The organism is Candidatus Thorarchaeota archaeon, assembly GCA_021498125.1.
GTDB lineage: Archaea > Asgardarchaeota > Thorarchaeia > Thorarchaeales > Thorarchaeaceae > B65-G9.
In genome coordinates this window covers 82,963-99,749 of record JAIZWL010000001.1, presented here as the reverse complement: position 1 = coordinate 99,749, position 16,787 = coordinate 82,963, and the positions used below count along the sequence as shown (strand labels likewise).

Sequence of the window (16,787 nt, the reverse complement as noted above, 5' to 3'; positions counted from 1 at the left end):
AGGAGGACATGCTAACGTTAGAAGCCGCCCTATACGTGGCCGGGAGACCATTGACAATTGAGGAACTTGCCGAGATTATAGGCAAGGCGGTCTCAACAACTCAGAAGCTTCTGAAGGATCTTGAGTTTGAATATCATAAGAGGGAGGGCGCATTAGAGGTTGTAGAACTTCCAAGAAGTCGATACGTTCTCCAGTTAAGACCCGAACTGACACCGCGTGTGGGCAAATTGATTCCGGGAGGATTGCTCTCCTTTGCAACACTCCAGACATTGGTATTCATCGCACTAAAACAACCAATTCTCCAATCAGAACTCGTGACACAGAGAGGCACTCACGTGTACGAACATGTCAAAGAACTCTCTGAGAAAAAGTTCATCGAGTCCACACCGGAGGGGCGTTCAAAATTACTTCGCACTACAACACTATTCGCAGACTATTTTGGCCTCGATCATGATACAATCCGATTAAAGGCGCAACTGAAACACAAGGTGAAACAAATTCTACAACAGCAGAAAGAAGCTGAAGAGAGAAGCCAAAGCCAATACTAGCAGACTCGTGGTACAGGTTCACCAAGGGGGACCTGCACAAGCTTTCGACCCCCAACAGCCGTACGTAATACTACACGGGGATCACCGGATGTGACCGTACCAATTACAGTTGCATCATGCGTAGACTTGTGTTGCTGCAAAGCCTCAATGATATCATCGGTCATGGTAGAGTCAACGACCATGACAACGCGTCCCTCACTGCTCATATGTAGAGGATTCAGGCCAAGAATTTCGCAGAGCGATTGAACTGCGGGTCGAAGAGGGATTTGTGACTCAACAAGTTCAAACTCGACCTGCGACTTTGAGGCAATCTCATTCAACGCAACTGCTGTACCGCCACGTGTCGGATCCTTCATCGCGTGAACTCCTCCAACATCGAGAGCTGAACGAATTGGCTCCCATAAAGGTGCAACATCACTTGTAAGAGAGGTCTCAAACTTTAGACCTTCCCGGTGAGCCAATAATGTGACTCCATGATCACCAATAGGACCCGTAACAATGATGTCGTCACCGGGCTGTGCACCCGAATCGGTTATGGGCTTGTCAAGATATACACGGCCAATACCTGTAGTAGACATCACTAGACCATCAATAGTCCCACGAGGCATCACCTTGGTATCACCTGCAATCATGGCAACTCCAAGAGGCTCGATGACACTATTGAGAGAATGAAGAATGGTCTGTAGATCTTCGATCTCAAAGCCCTCCTCTACAATCACAGTATTAGTCATCGCAATCGGTTGAGCGCCCATTGCCGCCAAGTCATTTATCGTACCACAGGCTGTAAGTTTGCCGATGTCACCACCGGGGAAAAAGAGAGGCTGCACAGTATGTGCATCAGTACATACTATGAATCTGCCATCAGGGTCAAGACTCGCACCATCATCCATCGCCTCAAGACCTACAGGACCAGTCTTTGTAAGTCCAAAAGAGGGAATGATAATCTCCTCAATCAAGCGCTGCATAATCTTACCGCCTGCGCCATGAGCGGTCTCAATCCGGGCCATGGAAATTCACCTTGATAGATGAGATGCATCTCCATGGACTATTTGAACGAGTCGTTTGTGGAAGCAAATCACAAAACGGTCGCTAAGCAACATTTAAAACGACTCTGCCAAGAGCCACAGTGACCCAATCCAATCAAGAGGTAGTCAAATATGGGTGTCTGGCACAGAAAATCAAAACGTGTGTTTACCGGAGCGCGACTTAAAAAATTCAGAAGCAAGAGAAAGTACGAAATGGGAAGAACTCCTACAGAAACACTCATTGGAAAATACAAGCTCCTCCGGATAGACAGCAAGGGTGCTAAAAAGAAGACGCCAGCCCTCAGAATCAAATATGTCAATGTCACAGATCTGAAAAAGAATCAGGCGTTTCGGGCAGAGGTCTTGGATGTGGAAAAGAATCCCGCAAATATGGACTATCAACGACGGAAGGTCATCACACGAGGCACAATCATCAAGACATCAAAGGGTCGAGCCCGTGTAACGAGTAGACCAGGTCAAGATGGCGTACTTAACGCCGTGCTCATCTAATTTTGCCTATAGATTGCCGTACTCAGTCAGAGTCGGCAATTTCGGCCTCTATATCTGTAATAACGAACTCTTTACCTCCAGTAATCTCTGTGGCTGCACTTCCACACTTTGGACATTTCATTGGAGCAAAGATTGCAATCTCTGGTGGAAGCGTGGGATCGGGTTGAGTCTCGCCCTCAAAACCGCACTCACTGCATCTGAGACGCCCCCGAATCGTATGGAGTTTCAGTTCAGCACCTTCGAGAATAGTATTCTTAGAGGCGATCTCGAAATTAAATATTAACTGTTCGAACACAAGAAACGTGAACTCTCCAACATCAACGTTTACCCGCATTACTCGTGTAGCATTATGTTCTTCTGCTGCTTGCAGAGCTGTTTCAACAATCGACATCGCTGCGGAGAATTCATGCATAGTAAACTCGCTCCAATAAAAGACGATGAAATTGTAGTTATGATGATTTTGATGAGAACATAAAGGAATCATGTAAAAATCATGAGACCAAGATTACGGTCCATAAGTTAAGAAAAAGAGGGGGAAACGGCCTTGAGATCAAGGCCGTGCTCCAAAAACCAGCTACGACTCGGAGTCACCTTTTCGGTAGGACTCGGCCAAGAGATCAGGCAGATAGCGGGTCTCAATATCGGTCTCCTTCAGAGCATCTTTGATCTGTATCGTACAGAAGGGACACTCAGTAGTGACCATGTCTGCTCCTGTAGCCTCGATGTATTTCCTCTTGGAATCGGCAACTTTCATGGAGAGATCACGGTATCCGGCACGAAGGCCACCACCAGCGCCGCAGCACCGATTTTTGTAGGGGTCATCAATGTACTCTACACCGGGTATCATCTGCAATAGCTCTAGTGGCTGCTCGATAACACCCTGGCCCCGGCCAAGGTGACATGGTTCGTGGTACGTGATTTTGAGATCGATTTTGCCTTTGGGTTTGACAATATTGTCAAGACCAATTACATCAACAAGATACTCTGCAAGATCATAGACCTTGAATTTAGGAGCCTCACCGCGATCGTCATAGATCATTGGGGGATGGTCTTCACGGAGTGTCTTTCCGCAACCAGCACATGCCACAACAACCGTATCAAGATTGTATTTCTCCATAGTGTCTTCGAAGATCTTTGTGACTCTTCGGGCCGCGTCAAGTGCAACATCAAGAGCACCAGTACGAAATGCTGGACTGGCACAGCACCACTGTTCCTTAGGAACGATCACATCAACCCCGTTACGGTTCAGAACCTCAATCAGTGAACGTCCTGTCTCCTGCATTCGAAAGTCGATCAGGCAACCAGTAAAGAACGCAACACGACCACGTGGATTCTCTACAAGAAATTCCTCACTCTCAATGCTCTTCAGTAATGGCACGCTCTTTTCGGCAACTGAACGCCCTGTTTTCTTAATCGCATCAACAAAACCCTGCTGCCCCGAAGAAAGCTCGTATCCTGCTTCGACCGCCTTTGCTCTGAGAAGCTCTACTGCAAGACTTGGAATCTTAATCTGCTTTGGACAGATATCCTCACACATCTTACAGGTAGTACAGTAATACACAGATTCCTCGAGGGCCATAGTGACACGATCTTCTACGTCACGCGGGTCCAACTCAAGTCGTGCGAGCTGCCGGATGATCATGGGGCCTGCGTAGTCCCAAGTCTCCTGTACAATAGGACAATTAGAGAGACACGCGCTACACTCTATACACTTGCGAAGCTCACGTAGTATCTCAATGTCAGGTTGATGTATTATTTCGGGTCGTTCCGCGGGTTTATCGCGTTCCACATAAGGTCGAATACGTTTTAATCGGTCTAGTGTGCGGGTCATGTCAGTTACAAGATCCTTAATGACAGGCATCTTCTCCATGGGTTGAAGCACAAGAACCTCATCTGGATTGACCTTAGTTCGACAGGCAAGTCGAGCGGTCAGATTTACTCGAACTGCACATGCACCACATTGCCCACCTCGGCATTCCCAACGGAAGGCAAGGCTCGAGTCATATTTGTCTTGAATGTAAAGGAGAGTATCAAGAACAGTCATACCAGGCTCGTACTCGACCTCGAATTCTTGAAAATACGGTGCGTCATCAATATCAGGGTTATATCGCTCAATACGAGCCGTGAATGTTTTCTTTGCCATGTAACATCATCTCCATCTACGGTGGGGGTATTCGCGTTATCACCAAGTCCTGCTTTCTTAGTTCCATTTCCCCGTTCTTCCCCTTTCTGATGACAATATTGTAATTACCATCATCATTAGGGTCAGCATCCGTACGAAAGTGCGCACCACGGCTCCCTTTGCGTATGAAAGCGGCTTCGGCCACCATACGTGCAGTAATCACCATATGTGCAAATTCAATTGCTTGATGCCAGCCGGGATTGAATCTACGAATCGGTATATCAACCTTGATTTTGGGGACAACTTCTTTCTCAATGCGCCGAAGCTCTTTGACAGCGTACTCGATGTCTTTATCATTTCTGAATATCTGGACACGTTTCCACATCAAGGATTTGAGTTCTTCACGAGCGACGGAGGGAGGAATACCATCCTTTCGCTCAAGCATTCCCTGAAGACGTTCGAACTCGCGGTTGACCTCATCCCTGTCAAAACCAGGCAGTTCATGTTCTAATGCATATTTGGCTGCATTTCCACCAGCAAGTGCTCCAAACACTTGAGTGTCAGCAAGAGCATTTCCACCAAGACGGTTTCCGCCATGAACCCCGCCAGTGCACTCACCCGCTGCGAACAGACCAGGAATGGTTGATTGAGCGTTAGTATCTATTTTCACCCCACCCATAAAGTGATGCGCAGTAGGTGAAACTTGCATTGGTTCCTCGCGGATATCAACTCCAGCATCACCAAATTGTTCAATCATGCTCTCAAGTCGAAATTCGATGATTGAACGGGGGAGATGGGCGATACTGAGATAGACACCACCATCAGGAGTACCACGACCTTCAACAACCTCGGTCATGATTGAACGAGCCACTTGATCACGACCCGCCAGCTCCATCACTTGTGGATAGTACTTGTTCATGAAGCGTTCACCACGATTGTTCAGGAGGATACCTCCCTCACCACGTACCGCCTCAGTCACAAGTCGGCCTCTTGCAGACTCGGGTTTCACCATTCCAGTGGGATGGAACTGAACCATTTCCATATCAATGAGATCGCAGCCCGCCTCATAGGCCATGGCATACCCATCACCAACATCAAGCTGAGCATTACTAGTGACTTCGTATATTCGGCCAGCACCGCCAGTTGCCATGACGACGGATTTCGCTCTAAAGACAAGGTAGTCACCATGTTTCATGTCGATGGCCGTGACACCCGCAATACGGCCATCATGAACGAGGAAGCGTGTGGCAAAGACCTCATCATAGACGCGAACAGAACTGCTACGAATAGCCTCGACCAATGTGACCATAATTTCAGATCCTGTTCTGTCAGAAGCGTAGGCTGTACGACGATAGGTCTGTTTACCGAATGGGCGCTGGGCAATCTTTCCTTCGGGGGTCCGATCAAAGACTGCTCCCATTTCTTCAAGGTCGTATACACGTGTCGGTGCATCAGTCACAAGAATCTCAACAAGTTCTTGATTATTGAGATAGTTGCCACCCACGATTGTGTCCTTGAAGTGAACATCAGGGTTGTCATCGGGATCCACATTCCCAATAGCAACATTATATCCACCCTCGGCCATAGACGTATGAGCCTTGCCGAGGAGCTCTTTACTAATTACTATAACGTCAGTATTATGCTTTGCCGCCTCGATTGCAGCACGGCAGCCAGCACCGCCCGCACCAACAACGAGGACGTCGCAGACGATGGTCTTGTAATCCAACTGCAGTCCTCCGATTGAATATGTTCCTCAATCGTTGCCACCCGCAACTTCATCGGGTTTAAAGTTGTTACTGTTCAGGGAATTAGCACAACCGTAATTGAAATGCGGGCCTAAACAGACGTTCATCATCAAATTCGCCAATTGGCGCCAAACCAACCACGAATTGTATTCGTCGCGTCAATCAATATATTGAAATCCTGTTAGAATACTAACATGAACAAAACCACCACCGAGGGGTTAGGTCTGAAGATCGGGGACATCTTGCTCGGATTTGCCATTATTATATTAATACTGGTGTTGCTAGTTGGTATCTCAATTCAGGCACCAACTGCATTAGGATCCTAAAAGAAGAGGCACTGGCAGGTTCCACACCTGCCAGACCACAATTGGAGTGAGTAGTGACAATTAGGAGTGTATGCCAATCTTAGCATATACTTCATCTTTCTTGGCTGCAACCTTCTTGTCCATCTCGTCATGTAGACTATTCCCGTGAGAGTCCATAGTCACAAGTAGAGGCCCGAACTCTTCAGCAGTAATTACCCAGAGCGCCTCAGGCATCCCGAGATCTTGCCACTCATATGCACGTACTTCTTTGAGACCTTTAGCTGCAAGTGCACCACATCCGCCAGTAAAGCTACAGTAGACAGCCCCAACTTCCTTGAGGGCTGCAAGGGTCTTTGGCCCCATGCCACCTTTACCAATGATAATGCGTGCCTTATACTTCCTAAGAAACTCGTCCTCAAAGAGTTCCATACGAATGCTTGTGGTAGGACCAGCAGAAACGATCTCCCACTTGCCATTCTTTTGCCATGCAACAGGCCCAACATGATAGACAACACTACCCTCAAAATCGACAGGCGGTTGTTTACCTTCGTCAAAGAGTTCTAAGGCCCGTTGATGAGCCTCATCACGAGCGGTATATACATGCTCTCCGGAAACATAGACGATATCGCCAACTTTGAGTTTGCGAGCATCCTCTTCGGAGATAGGGGTCGTGAAATGATACTCCGCCATTTTACTCATCCTCCAGTGGGTGTGTCAAATATTGCACATCTAGATCCTTCGAGATGATGGCTGTACTGCGTCGTGCCGCCCAGCATTGTACCGCCACTCCAACAGGCAGACTAGCTGGATGCCTCATGGCATAATCGACCTTTACGGCCAACACTGTTGTGTCCCCACCAAGTCCCATCGGACCGATTCCTGCCGCGTTGATTGCCTCCTTAATCTCCCTCTCAATCTCTGCCACTTCCGGCTCAGGGTGATGATCATCCAGTGGGCGCATCAACTGCTGCTTTGCAATCTTGATAGCAATATCAGCCCCGCCTCCGATACCAACCCCAATTATGTTGGGAGCACACGCCTTACCCATGTAACTCAATGCATTATCAACGACCATCTTCTTAACGCCAGTCAATCCGACACCGGGCTTTAGCATTCCCACAATAGAAGCATTCTCACTGCCACCACCCTTTGGGAAGGCTGTGATCTCAAGAGAGTCACCTGGCACAATATCCCAGTTGATCCAGGGTATTTTTTTACCGACGTTATTGCCAGAGTTCCCTCCGACAATGGGATTCACAGCATTGGGCCTAAGGGGGATTTCTGCTGTTGCCTTGACTACAGCCTTGGTCAGAGCATCACGAATCTCACCCAAATAGGGGAAATTTTCACCGGCCGTCACATAAAAAATCATGATTCCAGTGTCCTGACACATCGGGATACCACTACGGGCGATCTCGATGTTCTTTAGAATGGCCTCGAACTGTGTCTTGGCGGTTGCATTTGTTTCACGTTCGTATGCTTCACGTAGGGCCTTCTCTACATCTGAAGGCAAAACAGTCGACGATTTACGAAGCAAACGAACTGTAGTGTCCTGTATGACTTGAGCAGGGTCTTTCATCATGATTAGCCTCTGCAAACATTAGCGGGGCACATCACCCCGCTCACAGTAAAGACACCAACAAGAGAGCTTAATCTGTCTTGCTGTTTGACTCCAAACATGAAGATGACTATAAGGTAGCAGGCGAATAGAAATAGTAGAACTATCCGTGAATACTAAGCGAGGCCATATAATTTGCCGATCGAGATGTCGCTGCCACATATACTGTCATTTTTGACCGTCGTCATTGCTCTTATTCCATTTAGTATTCTTGACCTAAGATACAGGCGTGTGTCAAACAGATATACCATGGCCAGTATAGTGGTCGGTTGTATGCTCATTACCTTGACGGGACAAATTTTCATAGAACTGTGGATTCATCTCTTTGCAATCGTTCTAATGTTGTGGTTTGTCCTAGTGCTATATAGAATAGGATCTTTAGGAGGAGCTGATGTCAAGATCCTACTATTCGTAAGCATCACCAGTCCGGGGCTCGTATTTGTGGTATGGGACGACTTCATAATAGAAGGATTAGTGGGAACAGGAATGATGGTCGTTCTGATACTGATTCTCGCATCAACATATTCCCGGACAAAGAGATCAACACAACATGATCGGACGCCATTAGTTCCATTTATGCTCATAGCATATCTTTGCATCCAGATGCTATCACTACTGCTCTAGAGACCCTATCAATTGATCGGAGAAGTAGTTTGCCTTTTCGGTTTCAGACTGGTCATTTTTCAACTGCGCCTACATGAAATCCATCGGCCTCTATGAAAAACTGGTGCCAGTTCATCGAATGCGACGAATATTGCAACTTCCATACTAGAAGACTTCTATGAAATGAACCACGGGTTTCATTAATACGAAACAGAATAAGGCCCTGCGGAACAAATTGCCCCTCAGGAATACGATTCGTAGGATCAGACATTCCCGACTCGGAGAGGAGAAGAGATGTCAGACCCAGTTCATTCAATAATGCACTTAGTCGAAAGACTTCAGTTCTGACTTCAAGTGGATCAGTAAAACGCAGGCCAAGACCATACAAGCTATCGATGACCAAACGTTTGGCGTTGATCTCTTTTGTTGTGATATAGATCTCTTCGGCCAAATTTGCCATATCAAAACCTCGCCGAAGAGCATGACTTTCAGAGGTGGGTAATCCCGCCTTGTTTGACGCGGCGTCAATTATCACAAGTCCCTTGCTCGCTTCAGCCAATTCGATATCCCATCCGAAACTTACAGCTGCGCGTCGAATATCAGCAGGACGAGTCTCGAGAGTCACCAGAATTCCGGGCTCTTCAAATTGAATGGCTCCAGCATAGAGATATTGGAGACCAAAAATGGACTTTCCAGAACCATGAGGCCCAACTATCATAGTCACACTGCCGGGAACTAAACCACCATCAACGAGATTATCGAATCCAGGAATGCCCGTTCTGACTCGACTCATTGGTCATCACCACCCAATATCTCTCCACCAGTCAATTCCCCACCCTTGGTGATAGTATGAATAAGAGTCGTTCCAACATTCGAAACATCAGGACGTTTACGTAACTCCTCGACCTGCTGCTGTAAAGATGAATCGTCCTCTGCCAACATAAGAGCATAGATTGTCATGGGCTCTTCACTTATCGCGACCCAACAAAAGTCAGAGCGCATACCAAGTTCTTCCGCAAAGCTTTGCGTACGTTCCAGACTGATCTCAGGCAGTATGTGACCTCCAATCTGAATTTTCAGAAGAGCTGAAACGGTGAAACCAAGCGCAGGTGGATTCACAAGAGCACTAAACCTTGTGATTACTCCGGCCTTGAGAAGTCGACGAGTACGAAAATGCACTGTTGTATCAGGTTGATCAAGTTCTTTTGCAATCTTAGTAAATGGAAGACGAGCGTCACGCTGTAAAATACGGATTATTTTTTTATCGAGCTCATCCATATCAGGGACATCCTTGTCGAGAAAGTAGTATGCAGCCTGAGTATTCGAAACCTATTAAGAGTTGCGTGATTCGCAACGGTTGCACGAGCGAGGTTGTGATGTTCACAATGCTCTCAGAGGCCTTACAATGGTAGTGGAGTGTATATTGAGAGTGGTGCAACAAAGCCATAGATGAGGGTCCAGAGTAGCAACCACAAGAGAAGGTATGAGAATATCCCATCCTTGATCAGATTTGTACGGCCTCCAAGATCAGCAGGATCGATTTCTAGAAGATAGACAATAACATAGAGTGATAGTACATACACCAGAAAACCGAACATCACACCACGAATGCCAGCAAATGCAGTACCATAGAGACCACAGACAATCGAGCTGATTAACGCAAAGAACATCTTGACATAGAATGACTGATCTTTTGGCTTATCTTGCCATCTCTTGAATAGCGTCTTGAAGAAGCTCTTAAGTGGCCCCATATTTCTTCACCAGTGAACAGTTCATTATGGTCGTCAATCGCTTACGTTATAAAAGACTCGGTCATCAAAAAAGTGACAATGAAAGATACGATGAGCAATATCGACATCCGAATGATTCTTCCCGAGATCAAAGAGACGGCACAGGGTGCGTTTATCAAGAATGTATACCAGTATGGTCCAGTATTTGTGCTCAAAATATACAAGCCGGGAGGCGGCACCACCCAATTATTAATCGAACCAGGACGGAGAATTCATCTAACCGAATACCGAAGGGCTGCTCCACGGAATCCGCCAAAGTTCATTTCTGTGTTGAGAAAATACCTTCGTGAGAAAAAGATTGTAAAAATCAAGCAGCATGATCTTGACAGGATCATCACTCTTGAGATAGAAGATGGCGACGATAGGTACAAGGTCGTCACAGAACTTTTTGGCGCCGGAAATATTCTACTTTTAGACACTGAAGATAGAATATTTGTTGCCCAGCGTTACAAAAAAATGAGAGATCGAGATATAGTCCCAAAGGCAATCTATCAGTTTCCGCCGCCACGAGGCGTGGATATCTTTGACATCGATGCAGATAAACTACCTGAGATTATTGCGGATTCGCATTCAAATGTTGTCAGGACGCTCGCCAGCAGGCTCAATCTAGATGCACTCAGTTGTGAAGAGATCTGTGCTCTTGCAGAGGTTGCACCCACAGCAAAAGTGTCTGAACTTGATTCTAGTTCATTTGTGGATCTTGTTGAAGGCGTTAGAAAATTCAGCACACGTCTTCAAGGAGGAGTTGAGAAACCACGTATCGTATTTGAAGAAGAGTCAGAAGATGAGGAACCCGATAATCTTGCATTTGTCCCATTTGATTTTGAGATGTTCAAAGACTACCCTGCACAGATATATGAAACATTTAGCCAGACCATTGACGAATATTATGGGGTGAGTGAGGCCGAACTAGAGCCGGATGAAAAGGAGGATTTGTTGGCCAAAGAACGGAGAAAACTTCTCAGAATCATAGAAAAACAACAGGAAGGAATTTCGTCCCTTGAACGGAAAGCTGAGGAGTCAAGAATAATTGGCGAGACCATCTATGCCAATTTTCAGATAGTTCAGGAGGTTTTACAGACCATTACACAAGCCAGAACCAGCGGACTGTCATGGGACGAGATCATCTCACGAATTGAAGAGGGGAAAAAATCAGGTAATACAACTGCACAGATTATCAAAAAGATAATTCCATCTCAAGCTCAAATAGTAGTGGATTTGCGCGGAGTTGAGGTAAGATTAGATATACGACTTAGTGCTCAAGATAATGGCTCAAGACTGTATGAATTAGCAAAGAAAGCAGAGAAGAAAGTCAAGGGCGCCATGAAACAAATCGAGAAGACTAAAGCGAAGCTGGAGAAGCTTGATTCCGTCGAGATCAAACAGACTATCACAAGGCCAGTTAAACGAAGAAAGAGAAAATGGTTTGAGAAGTTCAGATGGTTCCGTTCTTCAGAGGGGTTTTTGATCTTGGGAGGGCGTGATGCAAAGACCAACGAACAGCTGGCAAAACGTCACCTAGGCCCAAATGACATCTTTCTGCATGCGGCATTACACGGCGCCCCCTACACAGTCATCAAGGTTCCAGAAGAACCACCTGGAGAACAGACCATAAAAGAGGCAGCTCAATTTGCGGTGACGTACTCACGTGCATGGCAAGATGGCCTCTCAGCAGGTGATGCGTATTGGGTCAATCCCGAACAAGTCAGCTTTACACCACCATCAGGAGAATATCTTCCGACTGGTGCAGTCATGATCTATGGCACAAAGAACTATGTCAAGTCTGTGCCTGTTGAACTAGCGGTAGGGATCATTATTGAAGAGGGGGAGACAATGCCAATGGCGGGCCCGCCTTCAGCAATATCAGCCCATACTGATTATTTAGTACAGGTGGCCCCGGGAAACATCAAGAAGGGGAAGCTTGTAAAAGAAATCATCACCGCTCTGGTCAGAAAAGCCCCTGAAACAGTACGACCGAATATCTTGGAAATACCACAAGAGGATATGATGCGTGTGCTCCCGTCAGGAGATGGAAAAATCATCAGTCATGAATAGAAGTGCGCCTCTTTATGACAACTCGACAAGGTTTTTAATCACACAACGGAGTTTTAATATTAGGGGAAACCCCTTCAATGTCTTGGGGCCCCATGCAATCTCTAATCGATAGAGGTCTATATGATGTCGAATCCTTCTCACAATATGTCTGTCAGGGACATAATGGCTGTAAATGTAATCACCATTACACCGGATGCCACTGCACTAGATGCCGCAAAAGTGATGGCAAAGATGGATATCGGGTCGGTCATAATCGTCGATAAACAACGTGCTGTAGGAATTATCACCGAAGCAGACATTGTAAGACGTGTGATTGCAAAGGAAGCAGACCCAAAAACAACCCAAGCCAGAGAGATCATGTCGTCCCCATTGATACATGTCACTCCAGACACAGCATTAACAGATACAATGAGAGTAATGGCAAGAAGTGGCATACGACGGGTTATTGTTCTCAAAAACGACTCACTCGCAGGAATAATCACATCAAGAGATATTTTGAAATGGTCCCCTGAACTAATCGATGTTCTTTCCGAATCACTTCGATTGAAAGGCGAACCCACACCAAGACCACTCTCAGAGGAAGAAGAAGATGAGCTTGTGGCATATGGGGGAATTTGTGATATCTGTGGTGAATACTCCACAGATCTAGTCTTGGAGAATGGTAAATATGTCTGCGAGGCCTGCCGCCAGTAGAGCGGACAAGAAGTAGAGAAAATACAGTTAACAACCAATAGGAGGTACCAAGTTGAAAGTCAGTCAGATTATGGTAGAACCAGTTACAATAGATAAAGACCAACGTCTATCTTATGCAATGGAATTACTGGACAGAAAACGTGTTGATAGATTAATAGTGACCGAGAATGACGAAGTAAGAGGAATTTTGACCTATGCGGATATTGCAGATCGCCTCGGGGTCAGTAAAGTAGTAGCGGTTTCCATCGGAAGATTACATGTTTCATCTGCTATGTCAGATATGGTGATCACAGTCACCCCTGACGACGAGGTCGATGAAGTTGCCAATTTAATGGTCGAGAGAGGAATGAGCGGCTGCCCTGTAGTAGATGATGAGAAGGGCCTAGTAGGAGTAGTGACTAAAAGAGAATTACTCCCACTCATGACCAAGTTTAAGGACATTGGAGTAAAAGACTTGATGACCTCAGAGAATATTCTCATTGTCAACCCCGTAGAACGCCTCATTAAAGCAAGATCAGATTTATTGACATCAGGATTTTCAGGCATGCCAGTTGTGGATGGGCAACGAGTGCTAGGTCTTCTTACTGAGAAGATGATTGCTACAGCGATGGCCAAGTTCAGTGTCGAGGTGCCGGATAAGCATCGGGCCAACCAGATACGACAACTGAGAGTAGTAGATGCCATGTTGCAACAACCACCACTTATTCCAGCTGATGCCACAATTGCTGATGCTGCTCAAATAATGCTTGACACAACCGTCAATACAGTCCCAGTGGTTGAAGAAGGAAACAAGCTGGTCGGAATCATCAGTACAACGGACATCGCAAAGTTTGTTGCCAACAAGTTTAGATTGCCAAACAATGAATGAGGAGGAAGAGAATACTCCTCTTCATACTCTTGGCCGTGATTCGAATTGGGTGTTGATCTTTTATTAAAAAATGGATTAGTGATTCAGCAGGGAACACCTGTCATCCGATCCGTAGGAATTACTGGCAGAAAAATACAGGGAATCTATCAGAGCGGTCTAGAACCAACGGCACAAGAGAGTATAGACTGTAAGGGCCAATACATATTGCCAGGCATGATAGACATTCATGTTCATATGAGGGATCTAAATCAGACCGCCAAGGAGGACTACGAGAGCGGGTCTCGTGCTGCAGCTGCAGGAGGAGTCACCACAGTCGTGGATATGCCGAACTCAAGACCACCAGTACTAGACAGAGATGTGCTGCAAGAAAAGATCGAACGAGCAAGAAGCATGAACATAGTCAACATAGGATTTTATGCAGGAGTTCCGGAAGACGCCACATCATTCGATTCGGAAATGGTCTCAGATATTTTGGGTGTTAAGGTCTATCCTCACGCGCCGCTCACGAACACCATATATAATTCAAGCCGAATCAAAGAGTGCTTGGAGATATCTCACAGATTTAGTATCCCATTATTAGTGCACCCCGACGTACCAAACGACTCGACAGAACCTAAGACAATAGAGGAGTTTATGAAACTACATAATTGCACCAAGGAGGCTCTTGCGGTTCAACGCGTTGTAGATGCCATTCACCAGGTCGGGGGAACACTTCATGTATGCCACATAAGCTGTGCCACAGCAGCGGAGATTGTGAGCAAGGAGAAAACACAGATTCCCATAACAGGAGAGGTCACTCCACATCATCTCTTTCTCAACAAGGAGATGTTTGATTTTTCTGACGGAACTGCAAAGATGCTTCCACCTCTCAGAGACCCAACGAATACAAAGAGGCTATGGACCTTTTTACTTCAAGACAATGGAATAGATACGATTGGCTCGGATCATGCACCACATACAATGAGTGAGAAAAAAGAGGCATTTTTGAAAGCATCTTCAGGAATACCGGGACTTGAGACCTCGGTACCCTTGCTACTTACAGCAGTCTTTGAAGGAAAATTACCTTGGGAAACGTATCTGAGAGCATGCTGCCAGCGACCCACAGAGATAGTTGGAATACAGGGGAAAGGCCAACTGAAACCGGGATTTGACGCAGATATTGTTGTTGTCGCGCAAGAAGAATACAAGATAGAGGGAAGTAGATTCTTCTCAAAGGCAAAGGTCACTCCGTTTGAGGGTACCCTTGTGAGAGCACGACCAGTCATAACGATTACAGAGGGGACTATTGTCTATAGAGATGGAGATATCTCCGTAGACCCGGGAACGGTGGGTACTGTTCCAGTACGAAACCATTAACTCGTTTGAGGTCAATAATTGAGTGAGGTTGACTAGGTCATGGGATTCGTATATTCAGATAAAGACGGAATTTTGCTTGTAAAGCTGGCAAGAAGAACTGTTGATGCTTTTGTCACCAAACAGATCAAGGTAGAGATTCCTGCCGATATGCCATCTCATTTGATGAAAATGTCGGGAGTCTTTGTGACCCTTAATATTTTAGTCAACAATCATGTGGATTTGAGAGGCTGCATAGGAAGACCATATCCGACACAACCGCTTGCGGAGGCCACAAGGGATTCCGCCATTGATGCTGCCGTCCACGACCCAAGATTTAGCCCAGTAAGACCAAATGAGCTTGATTCTATTGTTGTGGAATTGAGTGTATTAACCCCACCTGAGAAGCTGAACTATGAACGACCAGAGGAACTCTTGGAACTGGTAGAGATTGGGAGAGATGGTCTCATTGTATCAAAAGGGCTATGGCGTGGGCTATTACTACCTCAGGTCCCTGTAGAATGGGGATGGGACACCAAGGAATTCTTAGAGCATACCTGCAATAAAGCCGGACTGCCAGCGAATGCGTGGAAGGATCCAGACACAGAGTTTATGGCATTTCAGGCGGAGATATTTGGTGAGACCGAACCACATGGAGAGGTCATCAGAAATCCAACACATCAACGAGTAGTATAATTTGGAGAGGAAAAAGATGCTACCACCAGAAGCAATCGACGCACTCAAAGCATACATCAGTGAGGATGTACGATCAGGGGACATTACCACCTCAGTATTAGGACCACTTAATGCTGAAGCAATTGCGACTATTTTTGTGGGATCGCAGACTATTCTTGCAGGTGTGGAAGAGGCCATTGCTATAGCAAAATTGTATGGCCTCACATATGAACAGCTACTATTTGAGGGGAATTGGGTTTCTCCGGGAGAGGCCGTACTTCGTATCACTGGACCTGCAAGAACGCTTCTGGTGATAGAACGAGTCATTCTCAACATAATGATGCGTATGAGCGGCATTGCAACCAAGACCTACAAGATGTTGGCCACTGCACATCGTGCCAATCCAAAAGTCAGAGTTGCAGCCACAAGAAAGACCACGCCGGGCTTCAGATTCTTTGAGAAACGAGCCGTGCAAGTGGGAGGCGGAGATCGCCACCGTTATGCACTCGATGACATGGTTCTCATCAAGAACAATCATATCGCGGCGGTCGGAAGTGTAGCGCAGGCGGTCCGTGCTGCAAAGGAACAGGTCTCGTTCTCAAAGAAAGTTTCTTGCGAAGTAAGATCGCTCGAAGAGGCAATTGAGGCAATCGAGGCGGGAGCTGACATCATACTTCTTGACAACTTCACACCAGAAGAGTTGGCAGAAGTTGTTCAGAGCCTTATTGAAAAGGGACTACGTAACAAGGTCATTCTTGAAGCCTCGGGGGGAATTGATGAAGACAATATCCTCCAATATGCTCAGAGTGGAGTTGACGTGATCTCCTCGGGAGCTCTGACCCACTCTTACGAGTCATCGGATTTTAAGATGCGACTGTCTTTAATATAATTAAACACG

18 protein-coding genes are annotated in these 16,787 nt (G+C 46.3%); 9 read left to right on the top strand and 9 right to left on the bottom strand.

Annotated features, from left to right (window positions below; genetic code table 11):
- The first annotated feature begins 8 nt into the window (after window positions 1-8).
- Window positions 9-548, top strand: a complete 540-nt coding sequence (gene scpB, locus K9W43_00555; GenBank protein ID MCF2135711.1) for an SMC-Scp complex subunit ScpB — start codon at window positions 9-11, stop codon at window positions 546-548.
- On the opposite strand, the gene hypE is transcribed toward scpB, so the two are convergent.
- Entirely contained in the window at window positions 545-1,555 is a 1,011-nt protein-coding gene (hypE, locus tag K9W43_00550; GenBank protein MCF2135710.1) for a hydrogenase expression/formation protein HypE, read from the bottom strand. The two genes, scpB and hypE, sit on opposite strands and share 4 nt — an antisense overlap.
- Before the next feature lie 150 nt (window positions 1,556-1,705).
- Here hypE and K9W43_00545 point away from each other — a divergent pair, with 150 nt between their 5' ends.
- A complete protein-coding gene (locus K9W43_00545) occupies window positions 1,706-2,083 on the top strand; it encodes a 30S ribosomal protein S8e (GenBank protein ID MCF2135709.1) in 378 nt (125 codons plus the stop codon).
- A 22-nt stretch (window positions 2,084-2,105) separates the two neighbouring features.
- On the opposite strand, the gene hypA is transcribed toward K9W43_00545, so the two are convergent.
- The 5 genes from hypA to K9W43_00520 form a co-directional block, all read right to left on the bottom strand.
- The gene (gene hypA / locus K9W43_00540; protein ID MCF2135708.1) at window positions 2,106-2,495 is read right to left on the bottom strand and encodes a hydrogenase maturation nickel metallochaperone HypA; all 390 of its coding nucleotides are present in this window, start codon (window positions 2,493-2,495) and stop codon (window positions 2,106-2,108) included.
- A 162-nt stretch (window positions 2,496-2,657) separates the two neighbouring features.
- Window positions 2,658-4,226: a succinate dehydrogenase/fumarate reductase iron-sulfur subunit gene (locus K9W43_00535; protein ID MCF2135707.1), complete on the bottom strand. Its 1,569-nt coding sequence runs from the start codon at window positions 4,224-4,226 to the stop codon at window positions 2,658-2,660.
- A 16-nt stretch (window positions 4,227-4,242) separates the two neighbouring features.
- Window positions 4,243-5,931, bottom strand: a complete 1,689-nt coding sequence (locus K9W43_00530; GenBank protein MCF2135706.1) for an FAD-binding protein — start codon at window positions 5,929-5,931, stop codon at window positions 4,243-4,245.
- Between the two features lie 405 nt (window positions 5,932-6,336).
- Window positions 6,337-6,945, bottom strand: a complete 609-nt coding sequence (locus tag K9W43_00525; GenBank protein ID MCF2135705.1) for a FumA C-terminus/TtdB family hydratase beta subunit — start codon at window positions 6,943-6,945, stop codon at window positions 6,337-6,339.
- 1 nt (window position 6,946) lies between these two features.
- A complete protein-coding gene (locus K9W43_00520) occupies window positions 6,947-7,834 on the bottom strand; it encodes a fumarate hydratase (GenBank protein ID MCF2135704.1) in 888 nt (295 codons plus the stop codon).
- A 186-nt stretch (window positions 7,835-8,020) separates the two neighbouring features.
- Here K9W43_00520 and K9W43_00515 point away from each other — a divergent pair, with 186 nt between their 5' ends.
- A complete protein-coding gene (locus tag K9W43_00515) occupies window positions 8,021-8,497 on the top strand; it encodes a prepilin peptidase (protein ID MCF2135703.1) in 477 nt (158 codons plus the stop codon).
- Window positions 8,498-8,549: 52 nt separating this feature from the next.
- Here the strand turns inward: K9W43_00515 and K9W43_00510 are convergent, their stop codons facing one another.
- From K9W43_00510 to K9W43_00500, 3 genes are all read right to left on the bottom strand, one after another.
- Window positions 8,550-9,269 (bottom strand): hypothetical protein, encoded by a 720-nt coding sequence (locus K9W43_00510; protein MCF2135702.1) that lies wholly within the window; start codon window positions 9,267-9,269, stop codon window positions 8,550-8,552.
- On the bottom strand, window positions 9,266-9,754 hold the full coding sequence (locus K9W43_00505; protein ID MCF2135701.1) for an AsnC family transcriptional regulator: 489 nt from the start codon (window positions 9,752-9,754) through the stop codon (window positions 9,266-9,268). Before K9W43_00505 ends, K9W43_00510 begins: the two co-directional genes overlap by 4 nt.
- Before the next feature lie 122 nt (window positions 9,755-9,876).
- Window positions 9,877-10,227 carry a hypothetical protein gene (locus K9W43_00500; protein MCF2135700.1) on the bottom strand — a complete coding sequence of 117 codons (351 nt, stop codon included), beginning with the start codon at window positions 10,225-10,227 and terminating at the stop codon, window positions 9,877-9,879.
- A 78-nt stretch (window positions 10,228-10,305) separates the two neighbouring features.
- On the opposite strand from K9W43_00500, the gene K9W43_00495 reads away from it, so the two are divergent.
- The 6 genes from K9W43_00495 to nadC all read left to right on the top strand — a co-directional run bounded on the left by K9W43_00495 (window position 10,306) and on the right by nadC (window position 16,778).
- Entirely contained in the window at window positions 10,306-12,321 is a 2,016-nt protein-coding gene (locus K9W43_00495) for an NFACT RNA binding domain-containing protein (GenBank protein ID MCF2135699.1), read from the top strand.
- 144 nt (window positions 12,322-12,465) lie between these two features.
- Window positions 12,466-13,014 carry a CBS domain-containing protein gene (locus K9W43_00490; protein ID MCF2135698.1) on the top strand — a complete coding sequence of 183 codons (549 nt, stop codon included), beginning with the start codon at window positions 12,466-12,468 and terminating at the stop codon, window positions 13,012-13,014.
- A gap of 52 nt (window positions 13,015-13,066) precedes the next feature.
- Window positions 13,067-13,882: a CBS domain-containing protein gene (locus tag K9W43_00485; GenBank protein MCF2135697.1), complete on the top strand. Its 816-nt coding sequence runs from the start codon at window positions 13,067-13,069 to the stop codon at window positions 13,880-13,882.
- 78 nt (window positions 13,883-13,960) lie between these two features.
- Window positions 13,961-15,238, top strand: a complete 1,278-nt coding sequence (locus K9W43_00480) for a dihydroorotase family protein (GenBank protein ID MCF2135696.1) — start codon at window positions 13,961-13,963, stop codon at window positions 15,236-15,238.
- 39 nt (window positions 15,239-15,277) lie between these two features.
- Window positions 15,278-15,910, top strand: coding sequence for a TIGR00296 family protein (locus K9W43_00475; protein MCF2135695.1), 633 nt, complete (start codon window positions 15,278-15,280; stop codon window positions 15,908-15,910).
- A gap of 16 nt (window positions 15,911-15,926) precedes the next feature.
- Window positions 15,927-16,778: a carboxylating nicotinate-nucleotide diphosphorylase gene (nadC, locus tag K9W43_00470; protein MCF2135694.1), complete on the top strand. Its 852-nt coding sequence runs from the start codon at window positions 15,927-15,929 to the stop codon at window positions 16,776-16,778.
- Window positions 16,779-16,787 lie beyond the last annotated feature (9 nt).

Excerpts from the sequence above, each read along its gene's own strand:
- scpB (MCF2135711.1), top strand. The coding sequence starts at position 9 with ATGCTAACGTTAGAAGCCGCCCTATACGTGGCCGGGAGACCATTGACA.
- hypE (MCF2135710.1), bottom strand. The coding sequence starts at position 1,555 with ATGGCCCGGATTGAGACCGCTCATGGCGCAGGCGGTAAGATTATGCAG.
- K9W43_00545 (MCF2135709.1), top strand. The coding sequence starts at position 1,706 with ATGGGTGTCTGGCACAGAAAATCAAAACGTGTGTTTACCGGAGCGCGA.
- hypA (MCF2135708.1), bottom strand. The coding sequence starts at position 2,495 with ATGCATGAATTCTCCGCAGCGATGTCGATTGTTGAAACAGCTCTGCAA.
- K9W43_00535 (MCF2135707.1), bottom strand. The coding sequence starts at position 4,226 with ATGGCAAAGAAAACATTCACGGCTCGTATTGAGCGATATAACCCTGAT.
- K9W43_00525 (MCF2135705.1), bottom strand. The coding sequence starts at position 6,945 with ATGGCGGAGTATCATTTCACGACCCCTATCTCCGAAGAGGATGCTCGC.
- K9W43_00520 (MCF2135704.1), bottom strand. The coding sequence starts at position 7,834 with ATGAAAGACCCTGCTCAAGTCATACAGGACACTACAGTTCGTTTGCTT.
- K9W43_00515 (MCF2135703.1), top strand. The coding sequence starts at position 8,021 with ATGTCGCTGCCACATATACTGTCATTTTTGACCGTCGTCATTGCTCTT.
- K9W43_00510 (MCF2135702.1), bottom strand. The coding sequence starts at position 9,269 with ATGAGTCGAGTCAGAACGGGCATTCCTGGATTCGATAATCTCGTTGAT.
- K9W43_00505 (MCF2135701.1), bottom strand. The coding sequence starts at position 9,754 with ATGGATGAGCTCGATAAAAAAATAATCCGTATTTTACAGCGTGACGCT.
- K9W43_00500 (MCF2135700.1), bottom strand. The coding sequence starts at position 10,227 with ATGGGGCCACTTAAGAGCTTCTTCAAGACGCTATTCAAGAGATGGCAA.
- K9W43_00495 (MCF2135699.1), top strand. The coding sequence starts at position 10,306 with ATGAAAGATACGATGAGCAATATCGACATCCGAATGATTCTTCCCGAG.
- K9W43_00490 (MCF2135698.1), top strand. The coding sequence starts at position 12,466 with ATGTCTGTCAGGGACATAATGGCTGTAAATGTAATCACCATTACACCG.
- K9W43_00475 (MCF2135695.1), top strand. The coding sequence starts at position 15,278 with ATGGGATTCGTATATTCAGATAAAGACGGAATTTTGCTTGTAAAGCTG.
- nadC (MCF2135694.1), top strand. The coding sequence starts at position 15,927 with ATGCTACCACCAGAAGCAATCGACGCACTCAAAGCATACATCAGTGAG.